At 59.6% G+C, this 17018-nt stretch carries 21 protein-coding genes; 16 read left to right on the top strand and 5 right to left on the bottom strand.

The window, feature by feature from the left end; all coding sequences use genetic code 11:
• The first annotated feature begins 22 nt into the window (after nucleotides 1-22).
• Both O4G74_RS04465 and O4G74_RS04460 read left to right on the top strand, forming a co-directional pair.
• Nucleotides 23-682 (top strand): glutathione S-transferase family protein, encoded by a 660-nt coding sequence (locus tag O4G74_RS04465; RefSeq protein WP_269401453.1) that lies wholly within the window; start codon nucleotides 23-25, stop codon nucleotides 680-682.
• A gap of 27 nt (nucleotides 683-709) precedes the next feature.
• Nucleotides 710-1651: an ABC transporter ATP-binding protein gene (locus O4G74_RS04460; RefSeq protein ID WP_269401452.1), complete on the top strand. Its 942-nt coding sequence runs from the start codon at nucleotides 710-712 to the stop codon at nucleotides 1649-1651.
• A 1-nt stretch (nucleotide 1652) separates the two neighbouring features.
• Here the strand turns inward: O4G74_RS04460 and O4G74_RS04455 are convergent, their stop codons facing one another.
• Both O4G74_RS04455 and O4G74_RS04450 read right to left on the bottom strand, forming a co-directional pair.
• Nucleotides 1653-2150 carry a TerB family tellurite resistance protein gene (locus O4G74_RS04455; RefSeq protein WP_269401451.1) on the bottom strand — a complete coding sequence of 166 codons (498 nt, stop codon included), beginning with the start codon at nucleotides 2148-2150 and terminating at the stop codon, nucleotides 1653-1655.
• 337 nt (nucleotides 2151-2487) lie between these two features.
• Complete coding sequence (locus O4G74_RS04450) at nucleotides 2488-3438, bottom strand: glutathione S-transferase (protein ID WP_269401450.1); 951 nt, start codon at nucleotides 3436-3438, stop codon at nucleotides 2488-2490.
• A gap of 119 nt (nucleotides 3439-3557) precedes the next feature.
• Here O4G74_RS04450 and O4G74_RS04445 point away from each other — a divergent pair, with 119 nt between their 5' ends.
• The 3 genes from O4G74_RS04445 to O4G74_RS04435 all read left to right on the top strand — a co-directional run bounded on the left by O4G74_RS04445 (nucleotide 3558) and on the right by O4G74_RS04435 (nucleotide 6907).
• Nucleotides 3558-5126, top strand: coding sequence for a long-chain-fatty-acid--CoA ligase (locus O4G74_RS04445; RefSeq protein WP_269401449.1), 1569 nt, complete (start codon nucleotides 3558-3560; stop codon nucleotides 5124-5126).
• 111 nt (nucleotides 5127-5237) lie between these two features.
• Nucleotides 5238-6164 carry an aminotransferase class IV gene (locus tag O4G74_RS04440; protein ID WP_269401448.1) on the top strand — a complete coding sequence of 309 codons (927 nt, stop codon included), beginning with the start codon at nucleotides 5238-5240 and terminating at the stop codon, nucleotides 6162-6164.
• Nucleotides 6161-6907 (top strand): HAD family hydrolase, encoded by a 747-nt coding sequence (locus tag O4G74_RS04435; RefSeq protein ID WP_269401447.1) that lies wholly within the window; start codon nucleotides 6161-6163, stop codon nucleotides 6905-6907. The genes O4G74_RS04440 and O4G74_RS04435 overlap by 4 nt, the downstream gene beginning before the upstream one ends.
• A gap of 150 nt (nucleotides 6908-7057) precedes the next feature.
• On the opposite strand, the gene O4G74_RS04430 is transcribed toward O4G74_RS04435, so the two are convergent.
• Both O4G74_RS04430 and O4G74_RS04425 read right to left on the bottom strand, forming a co-directional pair.
• On the bottom strand, nucleotides 7058-7483 hold the full coding sequence (locus O4G74_RS04430; RefSeq protein WP_269401446.1) for a hypothetical protein: 426 nt from the start codon (nucleotides 7481-7483) through the stop codon (nucleotides 7058-7060).
• A 14-nt stretch (nucleotides 7484-7497) separates the two neighbouring features.
• Nucleotides 7498-7971 (bottom strand): SAM-dependent methyltransferase, encoded by a 474-nt coding sequence (locus tag O4G74_RS04425; RefSeq protein WP_269401445.1) that lies wholly within the window; start codon nucleotides 7969-7971, stop codon nucleotides 7498-7500.
• An 81-nt stretch (nucleotides 7972-8052) separates the two neighbouring features.
• Here O4G74_RS04425 and O4G74_RS04420 point away from each other — a divergent pair, with 81 nt between their 5' ends.
• Together O4G74_RS04420 and O4G74_RS04415 are read left to right on the top strand one after the other, a co-directional pair.
• Nucleotides 8053-9909: an AMP-binding protein gene (locus O4G74_RS04420; RefSeq protein WP_269401444.1), complete on the top strand. Its 1857-nt coding sequence runs from the start codon at nucleotides 8053-8055 to the stop codon at nucleotides 9907-9909.
• A gap of 2 nt (nucleotides 9910-9911) precedes the next feature.
• Nucleotides 9912-10826, top strand: coding sequence for a hypothetical protein (locus O4G74_RS04415; protein ID WP_269401443.1), 915 nt, complete (start codon nucleotides 9912-9914; stop codon nucleotides 10824-10826).
• A gap of 3 nt (nucleotides 10827-10829) precedes the next feature.
• Here O4G74_RS04415 and O4G74_RS04410 read toward each other — a convergent pair whose 3' ends face one another.
• The gene (locus O4G74_RS04410) at nucleotides 10830-11474 is read right to left on the bottom strand and encodes a 2-hydroxychromene-2-carboxylate isomerase (RefSeq protein ID WP_269401442.1); all 645 of its coding nucleotides are present in this window, start codon (nucleotides 11472-11474) and stop codon (nucleotides 10830-10832) included.
• Between the two features lie 61 nt (nucleotides 11475-11535).
• Here O4G74_RS04410 and O4G74_RS04405 point away from each other — a divergent pair, with 61 nt between their 5' ends.
• The 9 genes from O4G74_RS04405 (at nucleotide 11536) to O4G74_RS04360 (ending at nucleotide 16973) form a co-directional block, all read left to right on the top strand.
• Nucleotides 11536-12510 carry an alpha/beta hydrolase gene (locus O4G74_RS04405; protein ID WP_269401441.1) on the top strand — a complete coding sequence of 325 codons (975 nt, stop codon included), beginning with the start codon at nucleotides 11536-11538 and terminating at the stop codon, nucleotides 12508-12510.
• 49 nt (nucleotides 12511-12559) lie between these two features.
• Nucleotides 12560-12766, top strand: a complete 207-nt coding sequence (locus O4G74_RS04400) for a hypothetical protein (protein WP_269401440.1) — start codon at nucleotides 12560-12562, stop codon at nucleotides 12764-12766.
• Complete coding sequence (locus O4G74_RS04395; protein WP_269401439.1) at nucleotides 12750-12872, top strand: hypothetical protein; 123 nt, start codon at nucleotides 12750-12752, stop codon at nucleotides 12870-12872. The genes O4G74_RS04400 and O4G74_RS04395 overlap by 17 nt, the downstream gene beginning before the upstream one ends.
• 153 nt (nucleotides 12873-13025) lie before the next feature.
• On the top strand, nucleotides 13026-14075 hold the full coding sequence (locus tag O4G74_RS04390; protein WP_269401438.1) for a hypothetical protein: 1050 nt from the start codon (nucleotides 13026-13028) through the stop codon (nucleotides 14073-14075).
• Between the two features lie 102 nt (nucleotides 14076-14177).
• Nucleotides 14178-14765 carry a NifU family protein gene (locus O4G74_RS16400; protein WP_331283518.1) on the top strand — a complete coding sequence of 196 codons (588 nt, stop codon included), beginning with the start codon at nucleotides 14178-14180 and terminating at the stop codon, nucleotides 14763-14765.
• Between the two features lie 27 nt (nucleotides 14766-14792).
• Nucleotides 14793-15395, top strand: coding sequence for a malonic semialdehyde reductase (locus tag O4G74_RS04375; RefSeq protein WP_269401437.1), 603 nt, complete (start codon nucleotides 14793-14795; stop codon nucleotides 15393-15395).
• 15 nt (nucleotides 15396-15410) lie between these two features.
• Nucleotides 15411-16058: a tRNA (adenosine(37)-N6)-threonylcarbamoyltransferase complex dimerization subunit type 1 TsaB gene (gene tsaB, locus O4G74_RS04370; RefSeq protein ID WP_269401436.1), complete on the top strand. Its 648-nt coding sequence runs from the start codon at nucleotides 15411-15413 to the stop codon at nucleotides 16056-16058.
• Entirely contained in the window at nucleotides 16058-16546 is a 489-nt protein-coding gene (locus O4G74_RS04365; protein WP_269401435.1) for a GNAT family N-acetyltransferase, read from the top strand. Before tsaB ends, O4G74_RS04365 begins: the two co-directional genes overlap by 1 nt.
• A 7-nt stretch (nucleotides 16547-16553) precedes the next feature.
• Nucleotides 16554-16973 carry a Fur family transcriptional regulator gene (locus O4G74_RS04360; protein WP_269401434.1) on the top strand — a complete coding sequence of 140 codons (420 nt, stop codon included), beginning with the start codon at nucleotides 16554-16556 and terminating at the stop codon, nucleotides 16971-16973.
• The last annotated feature ends 45 nt before the right edge of the window (nucleotides 16974-17018 follow it).

The raw sequence follows: 17018 nt of genomic DNA, 5'->3' as shown, positions 1-17018 counted from the left end.
TCTTTGACCGGGAGGCCAGCCGATGAAACCGACACTCTATCACTGCCGCAATGCGCGCTCGTTCAGGCCGCTCTGGGCGCTGGAGGAAATGGGCATCGATTACGACCTCGTCGTCCTGCCCTTCCCGCCGCGCGTGCATTACAAGCAGTATCTGGAGATCAATCCGCTCGGCACCATCCCGTTCTTTACCGATGGCAAGACGAAGATGACCGAATCGACGGGCATCTGCCACTACCTCGCGGAGACGCACGGCCCCACGGACCTTGCAGTCCGGCCCGATGAGGGCGGCTATGGCCATTATCTCAACTGGATGTATTTTTCCGACGCGACGCTGACCTTCCCGCAGACGCTCGTGCTTCGCTATGAGATGCTGGAGAAGAAACCCCGCCGCCAGCCGCAGGTCGCTGATGACTATCGCATGTGGTTTTCGGGCCGCCTGCGCATCGTCGACCAGAAGCTGGAGCATTCGCGGTTCATGGTCGCGGACAGGTTCACCATGGCAGACATCGCCATCGGCTATGGCCTGCTGCTGGCCAGCGTCCTGCCGCCGCTGGAGCCGTGCCTGACAGCGACGTGCAAGGAATATCTCGGCCGGATGAAGGAGCGACCTGCGTTCAAGCGGGCGCAGGAACGACAAAAACAGGCGCTGGTGGTAGAGGTCGAAGGCGACAGTCCTATATAGACGCTTCGAGCAAACCACGGAGAGCAGATGTCCGCCCCTGATTATGCAATCGAGGTCGAGAACCTCGAGAAGGTCTACGCTGCCTCCGGTAAGATGCCGGAAAAGCGCGCGCTCCAGTCCATCAGCCTGAAAATTCCGCGTGGCAGCATCTTTGGCCTGCTGGGCCCGAACGGTGCGGGCAAGTCGACCTTCATCAACATCTTGGCCGGCCTCGTGACTAAGACGTCCGGCACGGCCCGTATCTGGGACATGGATATCGACCAGCATCCGCGCGCGAGCCGCGCCGCGATCGGTGTCGTAAACCAGGAAATCACCATGGACCCCTTCTTCACGCCGGAAGAGGCGCTGGAGCTGCAGGCAGGTTTCTATGGTGTCCCGAAAGGCCAGCGCCGAACGCTGGAGATTCTTGACGCGGTCGGCCTTGCTGACAAGCGCGACGCTTATGTCCGCCAGCTATCGGGCGGCATGAAGCGGCGCCTGATGATCGCGAAGGCACTGGTGCACCGCCCGCCTGTCCTAATTCTCGATGAGCCTACGGCTGGTGTTGACGTCGAGCTGCGCCGCTCGCTCTGGCAATATGTGCGCCGGCTGCACGATGAGGGCACGACCATCATCCTGACGACGCACTATCTGGAGGAGGCTGAAGAGCTCTGCGACGAGATCGCCATCGTCAATCATGGTGAGATCATTGCGTGCGAGCCGACGCCGACGCTGCTGGCCCGCATGGATCAGCGCATACTGAAGATACAGCCGCGCGAGCCGCTCAGCGACGTGCCTGAGAGCCTGAAGCATCTCGATATCCGGCTTCTCAAGTCTGGTGAGCTCGAAATCGCGTATCGCAACAGCGAGACCGGCATCGGCCGCCTGCTTGAACAGGTGCGTGAAGCAGGGATTAGCGTGGCGGACCTCTCCACCGACCAGCCGAAGCTGGAAGACGTGTTCGTCGCGATGACGACTGAGGCCGCCTAAACTACTCTAAAGCGGCGCTGCCAAGGCGTATGCAAAGGTCGTCAAGCAAACTGCACTCTTCGGGATGATGCAGCCCGTCAGCCAACAATACTTCTTTGGCTGATCTAAAGAACGGCAACAACTCTCTTTGCGGCCTCTCTTTCAACACTTCGAGCGCATCGAAATAATCCTGAGCGTCAGGCTCTAGCCTTCGAAGCCAGCTGGAGAATTGCGCCAACTCTTCATCCCCAAGCAAAAGATCGGATCGAGCCATTAGCCTGGCACAATAATCCAAAATTGCTTCCTCTTCAGCGGGATCTATCTCGCCGTCGGCGTTAGCCATTAATTTGAGTATGAGAAATTGAGCAGAGAAACGTTGTAAGAACTTCCGAAGAGCTATCTCGTCGTGGTTTACATGTACACCAAACGTCTCAAAAAGGTTGATAATAAAAGCCGTAGGCGGCGCATGGTATTCCCCATTTGCATCAATCACACTTATCAAGCGATCCAGACGAAACATTCTCGGTTCACAACGCCAGAAGCAGTAACCTTGCAATAGGCCCGCCCCCTCGGACGATATTGCAATTCTTTTCACACTGATGGTGCGGGTCGATGGGGCGTCCTCTTCATCCCGATACTCGATCCCAAACTTCTGTGGAATGATAGTAAGGCAACGCGGACGTCCGTCCCCCAACCGACACATATGAGCCGCAAATTCTTCAGCGTCATAGTTTGGTCGGCTAGCTGCCTTACTCCACGCAGCTAGGTATCTTCGGAAAGTCTTCAAATCTACAGCCATAGCCGCAGCGTTCTACTTCAGCGCTCAAAAGTCCATAAAATTATTGGCCAGATCTGCCTTAATCCAGGCGTCGGACCATGAAGCCGGTGCGCGGGAAGTGCAGGTTCAGTGTTTCGGCTTGCTCATCATGGCGGTGGATGATGATGCGGTCCGCGGAGGCAATGACGATCTCGCCCTCGACCCAGTCGCGGCCATAATCGTCTGCAGCAACCGCAACGCGTTCACCGGGCTCGAATGACTGAAGCTCGCCCTCTGTCTTGGCAGCCTTGAGGCGCGGGGCTGCGTTGAGCGCGATCTCAAGCGCCTCTTCACCGGTGATGTCTTCGGGTTTCTGGCCCTCGATTTCCTTCATGCGCTGATACCAGTCTGCGGTACGCGGGAAGGATTTGAAGCACTCGGTCAGGAAGTCTGGCAGGGCGCTCTCGATGAACCACGGATTCATAAAAGCGTGGACGTCGACGAGGCCCGGCTTGGTGCTGACCAGCCAGTTGCCGGCACCGGCGCCCTGCCCCCCGGCGAGACGTTGCTCCAGCCAGGCCATCTGCGCGCGCCACTGGTCCTTCATCATCGGCACGACCGCCTTCATGGCGTCGGTATCGAATGGACGGCCGGAAAGCTGTTCGCGGTCTTTCTTGAAGGCTTCGGGCACCTGATCGCCAATCGAACCGAAGATGATCGCAACGCTGGTCTGGAACCACTTCCCGTCAGCCCAGGACCCGACGACGCTGGACAGACCCTCATGGCCCGGCAGGTCGAGCTGCGGAATTTCGAACCGTTCTTCCAGCGCGCGGATAATCATTGCGCTGTCGAGGAAAATGTCCGCGCCGATCTGCATGACAGGCGTCTTGCGATAGCCACCCGTCAGCGGCATCAGCAGCGGCTTCGGCATCATGTTCGGGATTTCGACCGACGCCCAGGCGAGGTTCTTCATTCGCAGCGCGAGGCGGACTTTCTCCGAGAACGGAGAGGTCTGGTAGTGGTGAAGAATGATCGTTTGCGCGCTCGCCATCTGCTTTCCTTTTCGCTGTCTGACAGGCACCCTATTCCATCTGAGGGCTTGCCCGCCGCGTCCAAAGCGATTTCAAGCGGTAACGAAAAAGAAGCAAAGCTCAAGAGGAAGTCCAGAAGATGCTCGATCCCGTCCTGATGCCGCACCTTGCCGATATCCCGCGTGTGCAATCGGCAAAGCTCGCCGACAAGCCCGCGATCTGGTTTGAAGGCAAGACGACGACATTCGCCGGCCTCGAAAAGAATGCCAACAAGGTGGCCAATGGCCTGCTCGCCGCCGGCGTGCAGCCGGGAGACCGGGTCGCCTATCTCGGCAAGAATATGGGCTGTTACTATGAGCAGCTTTTCGGCTGCGCGAAGTCGCGCACGACCATGACGGGCATCAATAACCGCCTTGCGCCGCCGGAGATGAAATTCATCCTGTCTGACAGCAAGTCGAAAGTCCTGTTCGTCGCCAAGGAATTCTATGAGGCCGCAGAGAAGATCGCGCCTGAATGCCCTGAGCTGAAAACGGTCATAGCGATTGATGTCGGCCATAAGGACTGGCCATGCTATAGCGACTGGATGGCAAGCCAGAGCGACAAGGCGCCGGGGCTCAAGACCGAGGATGATGACGATGTCATCCAGCTCTACACGTCTGGCACGACAGGCCTGCCCAAGGGCGTCATGCTGACAAATGCGAACTATCGCGCCGTCTTCACCGAAGCGGCGAAGCTCGACTGGGCTGCCTATGATGAGGGCGATGTGGTGATGAACGCCATGCCGCTATTCCATGTGGCCGGCTGCAACATCGGCGTGCTGGCCAGTGCGCAGGGAGCGATGACCCTCATCCTGCGTGAGATCGACCCGTCAGCGATCCTGGACCTCGTCGAGCAGCACAAGGTCAATCACGCCTTCTGGGTGCCGGCTGTCATCCTGATGCTGTCGCAGATGCCGGGCGTCGATGACCGGGATTTTTCTTCGCTGAAGACGATTTCCTATGGCGCCTCGCCAATTGCAGAAGATCTCTTAAAGCGCGCTGTCGACCTGTTCGGCGCGAAGTTCACCCAGCTTTATGGCCTGACCGAGACGGTCGGCCTTGGCACCTATCTGCCACCGGAAGCGCATGACCCGAGCTGGGGCAAGCTGCGCTCCTGCGGTGTGCCGTACCCAACTGCCATCGTCCGCGTGGTCGACCCGCAGGACAATCCGGTCCCCCAGGGCGAGGTTGGCGAGATCGTGATTGGTGCGGACTTCGTCATGAAGGGCTACTGGAACCGCGAGGAGGCCACCGAAGAAGCGCTTCGCGGCGGCCTCTTCCATACGGGCGATGCCGGCTATTTCGACAAGGATGGCTTCCTCTTCATCCACGACCGGATCAAGGACATGATCGTGTCGGGCGGTGAGAACGTTTATCCGGCAGAAGTCGAGAATGCGCTGTTCAGCCACCCGGATGTTGCCGACGTCGCCGTGATCGGCATTCCAAGCGAGAAATGGGGCGAAGCCGTCAAGGCGATCATCGTCCTGAAGGAAGGCGCCACCCCGGACAAGGACGCCATCATCGCGTTCACGAAAGAGAAGATCGCCGGCTATAAGTGCCCGAAATCGGTCGACTTCGTGAAAGTGCTGCCGCGCAACCCATCCGGCAAGATTCTCCGCAAGGATCTGCGCGAGCCATACTGGAAGGATACCGACCGCCGGGTTGGCTGATACTCCCATCCCGCGCTCGTCCTTAAATCCCTACCTTCGCAGGGGTATGCTTCGCTCTGGGGCAGTCCGGCTGTATGAGGGTATCGGACGCCCGAGACAGGAGACAACTCAATGGAAGACGAACCGCACGGTGTGCATGACTTTGTCTATGATCCGCGCAATGCGGATGTGCTGATCTCCGTTAATGGAGAGTTGAAGCACCGCGATGAAGCGACCGTTTCGGTGTTCGACAGTGGCTACCTGCTGGGCGACGGGGTGTGGGAAGGCTTGCGCGTCAAGAATGGCGGTGTGGCCTTTCTGGATGAGCACCTGAAGCGGCTCTATGCGGGCGCAAAAACCATCGACATGGATATCGGGCTTTCGAAGGCAGAGCTCACGCAGCGCCTGTTCGACTGCCTGAAAGCGCAAGATATGCGCGACGGCGTTCATATACGGTTGATGGTGACCCGCGGCATCAAGAAGACCCCTTATCAGGGCCCGCGCTTCACTATCACCAAACCGACCGTCGTCATCATCCCGGAATACAAGGCACCGGTGCCCGAGGTGATCGAGAAAGGCCTCTCGCTTTTCACCGTTCATGTGCGGCGCACCGGGCCTGCCGAGCAGGACCAGAAGCTCAATTCGCACTCCAAGCTCAATTGCATCCTCGCCTGCATTCAAGCCGATAAGGCGGGCGCAGATGAGGGGCTGATGCTCGATGCCGACGGCTTTGTAGCGACCTGTAACTCCACACACTTCTTCATCGTGCGCGATGGCGAGGTGTGGACATCGCCGCCCGATTACTGCCTTGGCGGGATCACGCGCGGCAACATCATTCGTGTCTGTGAGGAGGCGGGAATTACGGTCCGTGAGAAGCGCTTTTCCCTGTTCGATGTCTATTCAGCCGATGAGGCCTTTGTGACGGGAACTTTTGCTGGTGTAACGCCGGTGCGTGAGGTGGACGGGCGCACCGTCGAGCATGTTGGCGGGCCAATGGCGCAGAAGATTACGGCGCTTTACCAGAGCCTCGTTGCCCGCAGCCTGACGCCGATCCGATGAGCGAGCCTGTCCGCATCGCCATGTGGTCGGGGCCGCGCAACCTTTCGACCACGATGATGCGCAGCTTTGGCGCGCGGCCTGATACGGCCTGCGTCGATGAACCGTTCTATGCGGCCTATCTCATTTCCACCGGCACAGTGCACCCCATGCAGGCGGAGATCCTGGAGGCGCAGGCGCATGACGGCGCCGTCGTGGCGCAGGAGCTGAGCGAAGCGCCTGTGCCGGGCGGAAAGCCTGTCTTCTACCAGAAGCATATGACACACCATATGGCGCCCGCCCTGCCACGAAACTGGATGCACAGGGTGACCAATTCCTTCCTGATCCGCGATCCGGCACGGGTGCTGGCCTCCTATGCGCGCAAGATGGAGACGGTGAGCCTTGACGTGATCGGGGTGCCGCAACAGGCGGAGCTGTTCGATCGGGTCTGCCAGATCAGGGGCGAAGCGCCTCCTGTGGTCGACTCCGATGATATCCTTGAAGACCCGCCCGGGATGCTGCGCGCTCTCTGCGCGGCGCTTGGCGTTGCGTACACCGATGCCATGCTGAGCTGGGAGGCCGGGCCAAAGCCGGAAGACGGGGTCTGGGCTCCGCACTGGTATGATGCAGTGTGGCAGTCCACAGGGTTTGGCGCACCGCGAAGTGAGGAGCCGGCGCTGCCGGACGCGTTGCGCAAGCTGGCGGAGAAGGCGCGAGGGAGCCATGAGGCGATTGCGCGGTATCGGCTGAAGCCGAAGTCCGCCTGAGACGTCTTCAATACCGCTTCCACACCGCAAGGTGAGGCCTATGGCGGCTGGGAGGTGGTTGCTCAACCGCCATGGGTCCCAGCTTTCGCTGGGAAGGCGGAAAGAGAGGCTTGGGCCAAGACTACTCCCAATGAAGGCATCCGCGAACTGCTAATGCTCCATAAATTGGAGCATCCGGTGATAGAATGCGCTGACAGCCTCCTGGTAGCAGCGCTCCACCTGCGCAGCCTCGCAATGCGCAATGGGTTTGTCTGGCGGCGTCGCATAGAGATCGTAGAACAGTGCGCAGTTCTCGCGAAATTCGATCCGCCCCAACTCCTCGCCTAGTGGCGCAAGCTCGAAGTCTGACCTTTGTTTCGAAGCTCGATATGCATGTACCAGCTCCGAAAGCACGCTGATCATCTGGCCGCGTCCGCCGGAAAAGCTGGATTGCCCTGCCCAGTAGACCACCTCCCAGCTAATAGAGAGCTTGATAGCCTTGGAAATAAAATGCGGATCATCGATTGGAATATTGCGATAGGTTCTTCCAGCCGGGTCAATTGGCGGATCGAAGCGAATATCAAAAGTGTCGGTCATCACGCCCCCCAGCCTCAGTCCCAATAACCCGCCATCAGGGCTTTCGACCAGTCCGGCTCACGGATGTCGCCGCGGGGCAGGAAGCCTTCCATGACGGGCTTGATGTCGAGGACCGGTGTGCCGTCGATCGCATCGAGACCTTCGAGATAAAGATTCAGCCCCTCCACCTTCAGGACGCGGCAAACAGTGACGCCAATCCGGTTTGGCCGGTTCTTGCCGCGCTGAGCGAAGATGCCCGTCAGCGGCCAGTCTCTATTGCCGCGCGGATGGCGTGCGCCGCGCTCGATCTTCTCGTCCGGCACCTGATCGAAGACGAAAACCACCTCTGCGTGGGAGAAGGTGTCGAGGCCAAAAAGGGCTTCAGGCGTGAACTGGTCCGGGTCGAGCTCGATGTGCGCGGGGATAGCATCCCAGCCATCATCGACCGGTTCAGACCGCTCAGACCTGACGGTTCCGACAGGGTGAAGGCCGATTTTACGTAGGGTCATCAGCGGCTTTCTCTTGGCAGGGATTTGCCTGTGTATAGACTGGACCAGCTATATAAAAATGGAAATTTGAGGGAGACTCCCATGGCCGACGGACAGGCATTGCCGCCATTTCGCCCCCTGCCGCAGAAAGAGCCGGACATCGAAATGGTCCGCAAGGATGACGGCACCATCTATCTGACGCCGCGCCAGTCTCCCGGTGACCGGCCGAAGACCATTCCGCATTGCCTCGATGAGCGGGCCGCCGAACATCCGGACCGCCCGTGGCTGAAGCAGCGCGATCCTGCGACGGATCAGTGGCGGACTGTCACCTACGCGCAAGGCAAGAAGAAGGTCGATGCGCTGGCGCAGGCTTTCCTGAACATGGGCGCAGGGCCGGACGCGCCGGTCATGATCCTGTCGGGCAATTCAATTGAAAGCGCGCTGGTCATCATGGCAGCGCAGAAAATCGGCGCACCTGCGGCCCCGATCTCGGTCCCCTATTCGACCATGTCGACCGATTTCAACAAGCTGAAACATTGTTTCGGCGCTGTGCAGCCAAAGGCCATTTTCGTACAGGATGTCGAGCCGTTCAAAAATGCGCTTAGCGCGCTGGGCGATCATGGCTGCACCGTCTTCGCCAAGACCGGCGCCACGAACGAAATCCAGTCTTTCGATACGCTGGCGCAGACCGAGCCGACTGCGGCTGTCGATGCAGCTTTGGCGAAACTCACCGATGACAGCGTCGGCAAATATCTTTTCACGTCTGGCTCTACGGGGATGCCGAAGCCGGTGCCGACCACGCAGGGGGCCATGTGCTCAATGATCGCGGGCCAGGAAGGCCTCCGCGATGATGAGCGCGACCCTGATTACGATCCGGATGAGGTCAACCAGGTGCTCGACTGGCTGCCGTGGAACCACATTTCCGGCTCCAATGTGAACTTCAATGGTGCGCTCTGGAACGGTGCGACTTTCTGGATCGATGGCGGCAAGCCGACGCCGGACCTGTTCGGTGAGACGATCCGTAATATCCGTGAGGTGAGCCCATCAACCTTCGGCACTGCGCCGATTGCCCTGTCCATGCTGGCCGACGCGATGGAGCAGGATGACGACCTGCTGAAAGCCTTCTTCAAGAACATGCGCTCGATCGGCTATGGCGGCGCGACGCTGTCGGACGATCTTTACGAGCGGCTGCAGACGCTCGCCATCAAAGCGACCGGCAAGCGTATCCCGATTATCACCATGTATGGCGCGACCGAGACACAGGGCATCACCGTGGTGCACTGGGTGGTGGAGCGGGTTGGCCTGATCGGCCTGCCTCTGCCGGGCATGACGCTGAAGCTGGTGCCGAACGGGGCAAAGCTGGAAGTGCGCGTAAAAGGCCCGAGCGTGATGCCGGGCTATCGAGGCATGCCGGACAAGAATGCGGAAGTGTTCGACGAGGAAGGCTTCTACAAGCTCGGCGACGCTGCCATCATGGTCGACGAGAATGACCCCAATAAAGGCATCATCTTTGATGGCCGCGTGGGCGAAGACTTCAAACTGTCGACCGGTACATGGGTGTCTGTTGGCACGTTGCGGCCCGACCTTGTCGCGGCCTGTTCGCCGCTGGTCTTTGACGCCGTCATTGCCGGTCAGGACAAGGACTTTGCGGCCGCGATGTTCTGGCCAGCACAGGCAACTTTCATGTCCTATGTGAAGAAGGCTGAAGGCGACGCGCCGAAAGCGCTGATGCAGCTCACAGCTGATCTCACCGAAAAAGTGAAGGCGTTCAATGCGGGTGAGAAAGGATCCTCACGCAAGATCAGGCGCTTCACTGTCATGACAGAACCGCCATCGATCGATGCAGGCGAGATCACTGACAAGGGCTATGTGAACCAGCGCTGCGTTATCGACCGCCGCGACGAACTGGTCCGCGGCCTCTATAGTGAGCCGCCTGCACCCGGCGTCATCTCCGTTTAGGCGTGAGCGGCGAATCAGACAGACCGGATGGGGAAAAGGGCAAGGCGACGTCTGGCGGCACCTGGATTGTGGCCGCCGCCTTCGCGCTTGCCCTCACCGTCACCGGTCTCCTGTTCATCTGGCCCGCTCTCACGGGCGGGCAGATCAGCGATGAGGTCGCCAGCGACAGGGAAGCTGAAGCCGAAGCCGCGCGTGCCGAGCTTGGCGAAGACCCGCTGACGCGCACCTATTTCAGGAAGCTCGACAGCGCATTTCCGGCAGAGGCCCGGCAGTTACGCGAGGCGCTTCTGGTCGCGCTCGAACGCGGTGTCCCTGAAGGCGAGATTGGCGTCTTGCTCCTGCAGGCCGGTAGCGAGCCTCTCATGCAGAGCCTTCAGCGGCTTTCAAAGGCCGATATACGCTATGCAAACGAGGTCATGAATCTCACAAGCGCGCGGCTGGAAAGCCTGTCAGCATCCGGCGCGCCCTATTGCATGGGCACCGACCTTGTCGCCTATGCAGGGCTTGCCGAGCAGGAGGCCTATCTGCTCTTGCAGTCCTATCTCGCGCCCGGTGAGCCGCTTTATGATTATTCGGTCGAAACACTCACTATCCTGCTGGATGCGGTGATTGATGCGAGGATAAGGCCCCAGAACCGAAGCTACCCATCGCGCGCGGACATGAGCGCGCTGCAGACGCTGGGCACAGGCGCACTGTTCGACAGCGATCTCACCCTGCTGCTGACCACCGAAGGCAAGAGCCGACGGGAGATGGATGCCGCGCTTGAGGCAGTAAATTTCTGCGATCTTGGTGTGCGTATGATCCAGCGCGTCGAGAACCTGCCCGAGATGACTAAAGCGCGTCTATGGACCACCGGGCTCGATTATCTGGACCGCTACGGCATCCGGCGGATCATCTGGATGATGTCCGCCTATTGAGCGTCAGAGGCGTTTGACGCCCGCTTTTTCCAATCGCCATTCCAGAAGATCGATACGATCCTGGCCGAAAAAGGCCTCATCCTCGAATACCATGAGGGGCACGCCCCAATGATAGGGCTGCTGCGCGTCTTCATTGTCCTTGATGATCGCTTCCAGCCTCTTCTTCTCATCAGCCTGACGGGCATCGAGTTCCGCCAGATCGAATCCGGCCCGGCCAGCCGCTTGCTCCAGATGGTCCGACGTCATCCACGGCGTTCCGGACCAGATGAGTGTCGAGATCTCGTTCAGAAAAGCCCAGCCTTGCGCATCGCCTGCCTCGCAGGCCAGCACGCCCATTCGTGTCAGGCGGCCGATAAAAGGCTGATCCTCTGAAATCTTGCGGGTCGCCATGTCCATGACGACAGGGTCAGGATCTGGCCGCGCCATAGGCAGACCGAGATACTCAGCGAGGCGGAAGATGTCCCGCATGAGATAAGGGGTCCATTGCGGACGGATAGTCTGGAAGAAGTCCGGCGTGCGAATGGCGATCGGATAGACAGGGCGCGGGCGAACGCGCACATCCCAGGTTTCGGATAGCGAGATAAGCCGCTTGGTCGCCAGGTAAGAGTATGGCGAGCGGAACGACCAGAAGACATCAATTACGGACATAAGTGCACACTGGCCGAAAAAATAATTCAGGGCCAGCAACAATCCGGCTTCAATTTCGCGAATGATGCGTCATTTTAGGCTGATGGCCCTAGACGAAACCCTGCGCACCTTTCTGGACCGCTTCAAGCTTCCCGACTTTTCCAAACTGGATCTGGTCCAGTCGACTGACAGGCTGCGCAACAGTTTCTACCGGGCAAGCCGGTCGGTAGAGCGCGATGCGCCGGAACTCGCCGACATTTCCACCCTCGCCGTGGATGGCGCGGACGGACCCCTGAAGGCCCGGCTATATACGCCTCTTGGCGCAGGCATTGGCCCGGGGCCGGGCATCCTGTTTTTCCATGGCGGGGGTTTCGTCCTCGGTGACCTCGATAGTCATGACATGATCTGCCGCAGGCTGGCGGCGGGCTCGCGGTGCCGCGTGCTATCCGTTCACTACCGGCTTGCACCGGAGCACCCCTTTCCGGCGGCGCACGAAGACGCAATGGCGATCTGGAACTGGGCCACGCAGCGCACAGACCTGTTGAAGATGGATCCCGAAAGACTGTGCGTGGCAGGCGATAGCGCTGGCGGCAATCTGGCCGCATACCTCTGCCAGGAACTGAACCGGCAGGGAGAACCCGCGCCCTCGTTCCAGCTTCTGCTTTATCCGCTTGTCCAGTTTGTTGACATCAGGACCAAGAAACTGACCCTTCAGGAAGGCTTCTTCCTGTCAGAGCGGCTTTTCGACTATTTCCGAGATGCCTACATTCAGGCCGAGAGCGACCGGATGGACAGGAAAGTGTCGCCGCTATTCGCGCCGGATGATGATTTCTATGGCCTGCCGCCCGCCCACGTCGTCCTCTGCGGCTGGGACCCTCTGAAGGATGAGGGTCGCGCCTACGCCAGCAAGCTGGCGGCCCATGGCGTACCGGTCACGATCCGCGAGCACCCCGGCATGGTCCATGGCTTCATGAACCTTACCGCCGTTTCGCCGCCAGCGCGCGATGCCATCCACGAAGCGGGCGAAACGGTGGGTAGGGCACTCGGTGCGATTTAGACCAAACTGCTCGCCATCTGGCTCGATTCAGTCTATTTGCGTCCCCCACATGAAGACTCCGTCGCCCATCCCGTCCCGGCCTCTGGCCTTGCTGACACTGGCAATGTTTGCCGGAACGCCCCTGCTTTCGGCATGCGACAGGCAACAAGAACGCCTCGACCGCGTTCAGGATCTTGCTGAAGGCGTCAGTGAACAGGTGAGCAGCCTCGAGGCTGAAGACCAGGAGGAAAGTGCAGAAAATGGCAACGACAACTGAGCGCACTGCACGGCGCCATCATGGCGGACAGATCGGGCTTTTCGTACTTCTCTCCGTAATCGCGGCATCCAGCGCCCTCGCTCTTGTTCAGACATTAGGTCTCTGAGCCTCTAGAAACGACTATTCGTTTCGGATGCGGAATAAACGCATAATATACCGTGGGCGGATCAAGGTTTATGTGTTAACAAAACCTTAATCCAACAAGCTGTGGCACCTGATCAATTCGTGCCCCAGCGAGCCACGCCGGATCAGCGACCGCATGAACAATGTCGAAAAGCTTCCAGTAAAGACCCGCGAAGACGGGCTTGCTGTAACGCTTATCGGCACGGACCTGCCGGATTCCTATCTTGAAGAGGCCGAACCGTCGCCACTGATGCAGACGGCGGAATGGTGGTGGGGTCGCAGTATCAAGGCCCTGAAAGTTCTGGGACTTCTCGCGATCGCCGCATTCTATCCGGCGCTTGTTGCTGGATCCCATGACATCAAGGATGAGCCGGTCGTCCTGTCCGCTGAACGCCCCTGGACCTCACCAGAGACCGGGATCATCATCACGATGATCGGTCGAGAAATCGCTGGGCCGGGTTGGGCCAATGACCGGCCGGGTTGGCACCCGCAGGCACGCCTGACGGGCCTCCCCGCCTGGCAGGGAGCGCTTTCCTCATCAATGAGCGAGTATACGCGGCTGATGTCGATGCAGGCGAAGACGCCGCGTGGGACAGCAGACCCCGACCTATCGGCTGCCGCACGTTTGCTTGTCGTGGATCCACAACTCGAACAGACGCCGCGGCTTGCCGCGGCCGCAGAGGCCCTTGCCCGTTACGAAGGCCGTCTGGAACGTGATCTTGCATCCGATGCGACCGGGTTTGAAAACCTGCTCGACAAGCTCGGCCTGATGGCAAGCTGGTCTGACGTTTCGGTGGCTGAGCTGGGTGAACAATCGAACCTGCGCGATGGGTGGCCCGCATCCGAGGCGGACGTTCAGGCCTTCTATGCGGCGCGTGCCCGCGCACAGCTTGCCAGCCAACTGATCACAGCCAGCCTCAACGCCGAACCGGACACTTTGGTCAGCGAGGCGGTACAATCCCGGATCGACAGACTGGTTGCAGCATGGCGCAAGGCGGCAACGCTCGACCCGCTGTTTGTGTCGAACCAGTCAGGCGATGCACGTCTCATGGCGGACCATCTCGCCATGATGGCGTTTTATATCAGCGAAGCAGGCCGGGCGACGCGTGATCTAGGCGGCGCGATCATCATTGATGCTGAAGACCGCGCCGAAGCTGCACTGACGGGTACGGCAGCCGCGCAATAGTCTGTGTGGCGCGGTATCGCGCACGGTGCGGCACGGCTTGAAACTGGCGGCATGGGCGTCCATCTCAGTGGCGTTAGCAGACAAGAGAGTGCCGGACCTTCGATGTTCATACAGACCGAGCCCACGCCAAATCCCGACACGATCAAATTCATTCCCGGTGAGACCGTTGCCGGCGCTGTCGGCCCCTTCGATTTTGCAAGCGTCGAGGAAGCAGGTTCGAGCCCGCTCGCGCAGACCGTTTTCAATGTGGAAGGTGTGACCCGCGTGTTTCTGGGCCCGGATTTTCTTTCCGTGTCCAAGGCAGAAGGCTCTGACTGGAAGCATCTTCGCCCGATGGTTCTAGCGGCGATCATGGACCACTATGTCGCTGGCCTTCCCGTATTGAGCGATGGCGGCGCTGCGCCGCAGGTCGACGAAAATGCGACCACGGCGGACGATTATGAAGGCGAAACCGCCGAAATCGTCGGCGAGATTTTGGAACTGATCGAAACACGTGTGCGCCCAGCCGTGGCACAAGACGGCGGCGACATTACCTTTCAACGCTTCGATGCTGATACCGGCATCGTTCATCTTGCCATGCGGGGCGCCTGTGCAGGTTGCCCATCGTCTACGATGACGCTGAAGCAGGGAATCGAAAACATGCTGAAGGCTTATGTGCCTGAAGTGAATGCGGTCGAAGCCGCGCTGTAGACTTTCACGATCAAGGAGTTCCCCACCATGTCTGACCCGGTCAATGATTACGCACTGGACCTCATCTGGCGGGAGGGGCGCTCCTATAATGGCTGGCACGACAAGGATGTGCCGGAGACACTGATCCGCGCGGTCTATGACCTGGCGAAGATGGGAGCGACCAGCGCCAATTGCTGCCCGGCCCGCTTCGTTTTCATTCGCACCGAAGAGGCCAAGGCGCGCCTCAAGCCGCACCTCATGGAAGGCAATGTCGACAAGACGCTGAGCGCCCCATGGGTCTGCATCATCGCGAATGACTTCATGTTCCATGAGAAGATCCCCCAGCTCTTCCCGCATAATCCGGGCGCAAAGGACTGGTTCTCCGATCCGCATGCCCGCGAAGAGCACGCCATGCGCAATGGCTCTCTCCAGGGCGCTTATCTGATGATGGCGGCACGCGCGCTCGGGCTCGACTGCGCACCAATGTCCGGTTTCAATCAGGATGGCGTCGATCTGGAATTCTTTGCCGACAAGGATGAGACCCATCACTGGCGTTCGAACTTCCTGTGTGCCATCGGCCATGGTGATGACAGCACCATCTTTGACCGTAGCCCGCGCCTTAGCTTCGATGAGGCCTGCAAGATCCTCTAGGCAGGCGATCGTGCCATGCTGATACTCGGTATCAACACATCCGGCCCGGCTTGCGATGTCGCGGTAGTTCAAGCTGGCAGTTGCCTGTCGGAACGCCGGGAAGAGATGGTGCGCGGACAGGATGCGCGTCTGCCTGCTATCGTGGCTGCATGCATGGATGATGCTGGCTACACGCTTCAGGACATTGACCGGATTGGTGTCGTCACCGGCCCCGGTAGCTTTACCGGCATTCGCGTTGGAGTCGCCTTTGCACGCGGGCTCTCATTGGCGCTGAAAGTGCCGTGTATTGGCGTGACTGCGCTCGAAGCGGCACTCCCCGCAGGCCAGCAGGGCTCTGCCATCGTTGCCCTTCCCGCCAAGAGGCGCCCGCCTGACCTGTCATACTGGGTCCAGCGGTTTCGCACGGGCGCCGCGACAGGGGAGCCAGAAGAACTTGGCCTTGACGCAATAAAGGCCGAACTCGGCGCCCATCCTCACTTTGTTTATGGCGAGACCGATGGTCCGCTTGGTGCCGCTCTGGAGAGTATTGATATTCACGAAGCGCACCCGAGCGCGCGGCGCACCGCAGAGTTCGCTTACGATGCAGATGATGCCTCCACTATTGCACGGCCCGTTTACGTCAGAGCGCCGGACGCGGCCTTGCCGGGCGGCCGCAAGCTCTGATGACTGCAGGCGGCGCCATTACGATCCTGAATGAAGAGGATTCAGCGCGCGCGGCCATGCTGCATGCCGCCTGTTTCGATTCGGCTGGCCAGTGGAGTGCCCGGTCAATGCGCGAAACCCTGAGCGCGCAGACGACGCTTGCACTCGGGCACGAAGAGGGCGACGCGCTGAACGGGATGCTCCTTGTCCAGCGTGTGCCACCGGACGCGGAAATCTTGACCATATGCGTGCACCCGGACAATCGCCGTGATGGCGTTGCACAGAAGCTCTTCGATCATTCGGCCACGCTGCTCGGCCCATATGGTATCGACCGGCTGATCCTTGATGTTGCTGACGACAATCTTCCCGCTATCTCTTTCTATGAACGCAACGGTTTCAGACGCGACGGCCTTCGCAAGGCCTATTACCGACGCGAAGACGGCGTTGCTGCAGACGCCGTGCTAATGTCGCGTCAGTTCGCTGGACACACGAACAAATCGGGGGCATGAACAGGCCATGGATCGTCTCGAAAAGCTTTGCACCGAAAAAGGGCTCCGGATGACCGAGCAGCGTCGCACAATTGCGCGCGTGCTGTCTTCATCCGACGACCACCCCGATGCTGAAGAGCTGCACCGCCGGGCCAATGCGCTCGACAATTCCATCTCGCTGGCGACCGTCTACCGGACAGTGAAACTGTTTGAGGAAAGCGGCATCATCGAGCGTCACGAGTTCCGTGACGGGCGTGCCCGCTTCGAGGAAGTGCCTGAAGAGCATCATGATCACCTGATTGATGTGAAGTCAGGCGATGTTGTCGAGTTTCACTCTGAAGAGATCGAGCGCCTTCAGGTCGAAATCGCTGAACGCCTTGGCTACAGGCTGGTCGATCACCGGCTGGAGCTTTACGGCGTGCCGCTGAAAACAGACAAGTCCAACTAACTCCCGAGGCTGGCCCCAAGGCCTGTTTTGTTGCATAAGCCCGCG

Source organism: Henriciella marina, from assembly GCF_027213945.1.
Classification (GTDB): Bacteria; Pseudomonadota; Alphaproteobacteria; order Caulobacterales; family Hyphomonadaceae; genus Henriciella; species Henriciella marina_A.
Note: the sequence above shows the minus strand (reverse complement) of the source record. Positions and strands in the feature narration are given on the sequence as shown.

Excerpts from the sequence above, each read along its gene's own strand:
- O4G74_RS04465 (WP_269401453.1), top strand. The coding sequence starts at position 23 with ATGAAACCGACACTCTATCACTGCCGCAATGCGCGCTCGTTCAGGCCG.
- O4G74_RS04460 (WP_269401452.1), top strand. The coding sequence starts at position 710 with ATGTCCGCCCCTGATTATGCAATCGAGGTCGAGAACCTCGAGAAGGTC.
- O4G74_RS04455 (WP_269401451.1), bottom strand. The coding sequence starts at position 2,150 with ATGTTTCGTCTGGATCGCTTGATAAGTGTGATTGATGCAAATGGGGAA.
- O4G74_RS04450 (WP_269401450.1), bottom strand. The coding sequence starts at position 3,438 with ATGGCGAGCGCGCAAACGATCATTCTTCACCACTACCAGACCTCTCCG.
- O4G74_RS04445 (WP_269401449.1), top strand. The coding sequence starts at position 3,558 with ATGCTCGATCCCGTCCTGATGCCGCACCTTGCCGATATCCCGCGTGTG.
- O4G74_RS04440 (WP_269401448.1), top strand. The coding sequence starts at position 5,238 with ATGGAAGACGAACCGCACGGTGTGCATGACTTTGTCTATGATCCGCGC.
- O4G74_RS04435 (WP_269401447.1), top strand. The coding sequence starts at position 6,161 with ATGAGCGAGCCTGTCCGCATCGCCATGTGGTCGGGGCCGCGCAACCTT.
- O4G74_RS04430 (WP_269401446.1), bottom strand. The coding sequence starts at position 7,483 with ATGACCGACACTTTTGATATTCGCTTCGATCCGCCAATTGACCCGGCT.
- O4G74_RS04425 (WP_269401445.1), bottom strand. The coding sequence starts at position 7,971 with ATGACCCTACGTAAAATCGGCCTTCACCCTGTCGGAACCGTCAGGTCT.
- O4G74_RS04420 (WP_269401444.1), top strand. The coding sequence starts at position 8,053 with ATGGCCGACGGACAGGCATTGCCGCCATTTCGCCCCCTGCCGCAGAAA.
- O4G74_RS04410 (WP_269401442.1), bottom strand. The coding sequence starts at position 11,474 with ATGTCCGTAATTGATGTCTTCTGGTCGTTCCGCTCGCCATACTCTTAC.
- O4G74_RS04405 (WP_269401441.1), top strand. The coding sequence starts at position 11,536 with ATGATGCGTCATTTTAGGCTGATGGCCCTAGACGAAACCCTGCGCACC.
- O4G74_RS04400 (WP_269401440.1), top strand. The coding sequence starts at position 12,560 with ATGAAGACTCCGTCGCCCATCCCGTCCCGGCCTCTGGCCTTGCTGACA.
- O4G74_RS04395 (WP_269401439.1), top strand. The coding sequence starts at position 12,750 with ATGGCAACGACAACTGAGCGCACTGCACGGCGCCATCATGGCGGACAG.
- O4G74_RS04390 (WP_269401438.1), top strand. The coding sequence starts at position 13,026 with ATGAACAATGTCGAAAAGCTTCCAGTAAAGACCCGCGAAGACGGGCTT.
- O4G74_RS16400 (WP_331283518.1), top strand. The coding sequence starts at position 14,178 with ATGTTCATACAGACCGAGCCCACGCCAAATCCCGACACGATCAAATTC.
- O4G74_RS04375 (WP_269401437.1), top strand. The coding sequence starts at position 14,793 with ATGTCTGACCCGGTCAATGATTACGCACTGGACCTCATCTGGCGGGAG.
- tsaB (WP_269401436.1), top strand. The coding sequence starts at position 15,411 with ATGCTGATACTCGGTATCAACACATCCGGCCCGGCTTGCGATGTCGCG.
- O4G74_RS04365 (WP_269401435.1), top strand. The coding sequence starts at position 16,058 with ATGACTGCAGGCGGCGCCATTACGATCCTGAATGAAGAGGATTCAGCG.
- O4G74_RS04360 (WP_269401434.1), top strand. The coding sequence starts at position 16,554 with ATGGATCGTCTCGAAAAGCTTTGCACCGAAAAAGGGCTCCGGATGACC.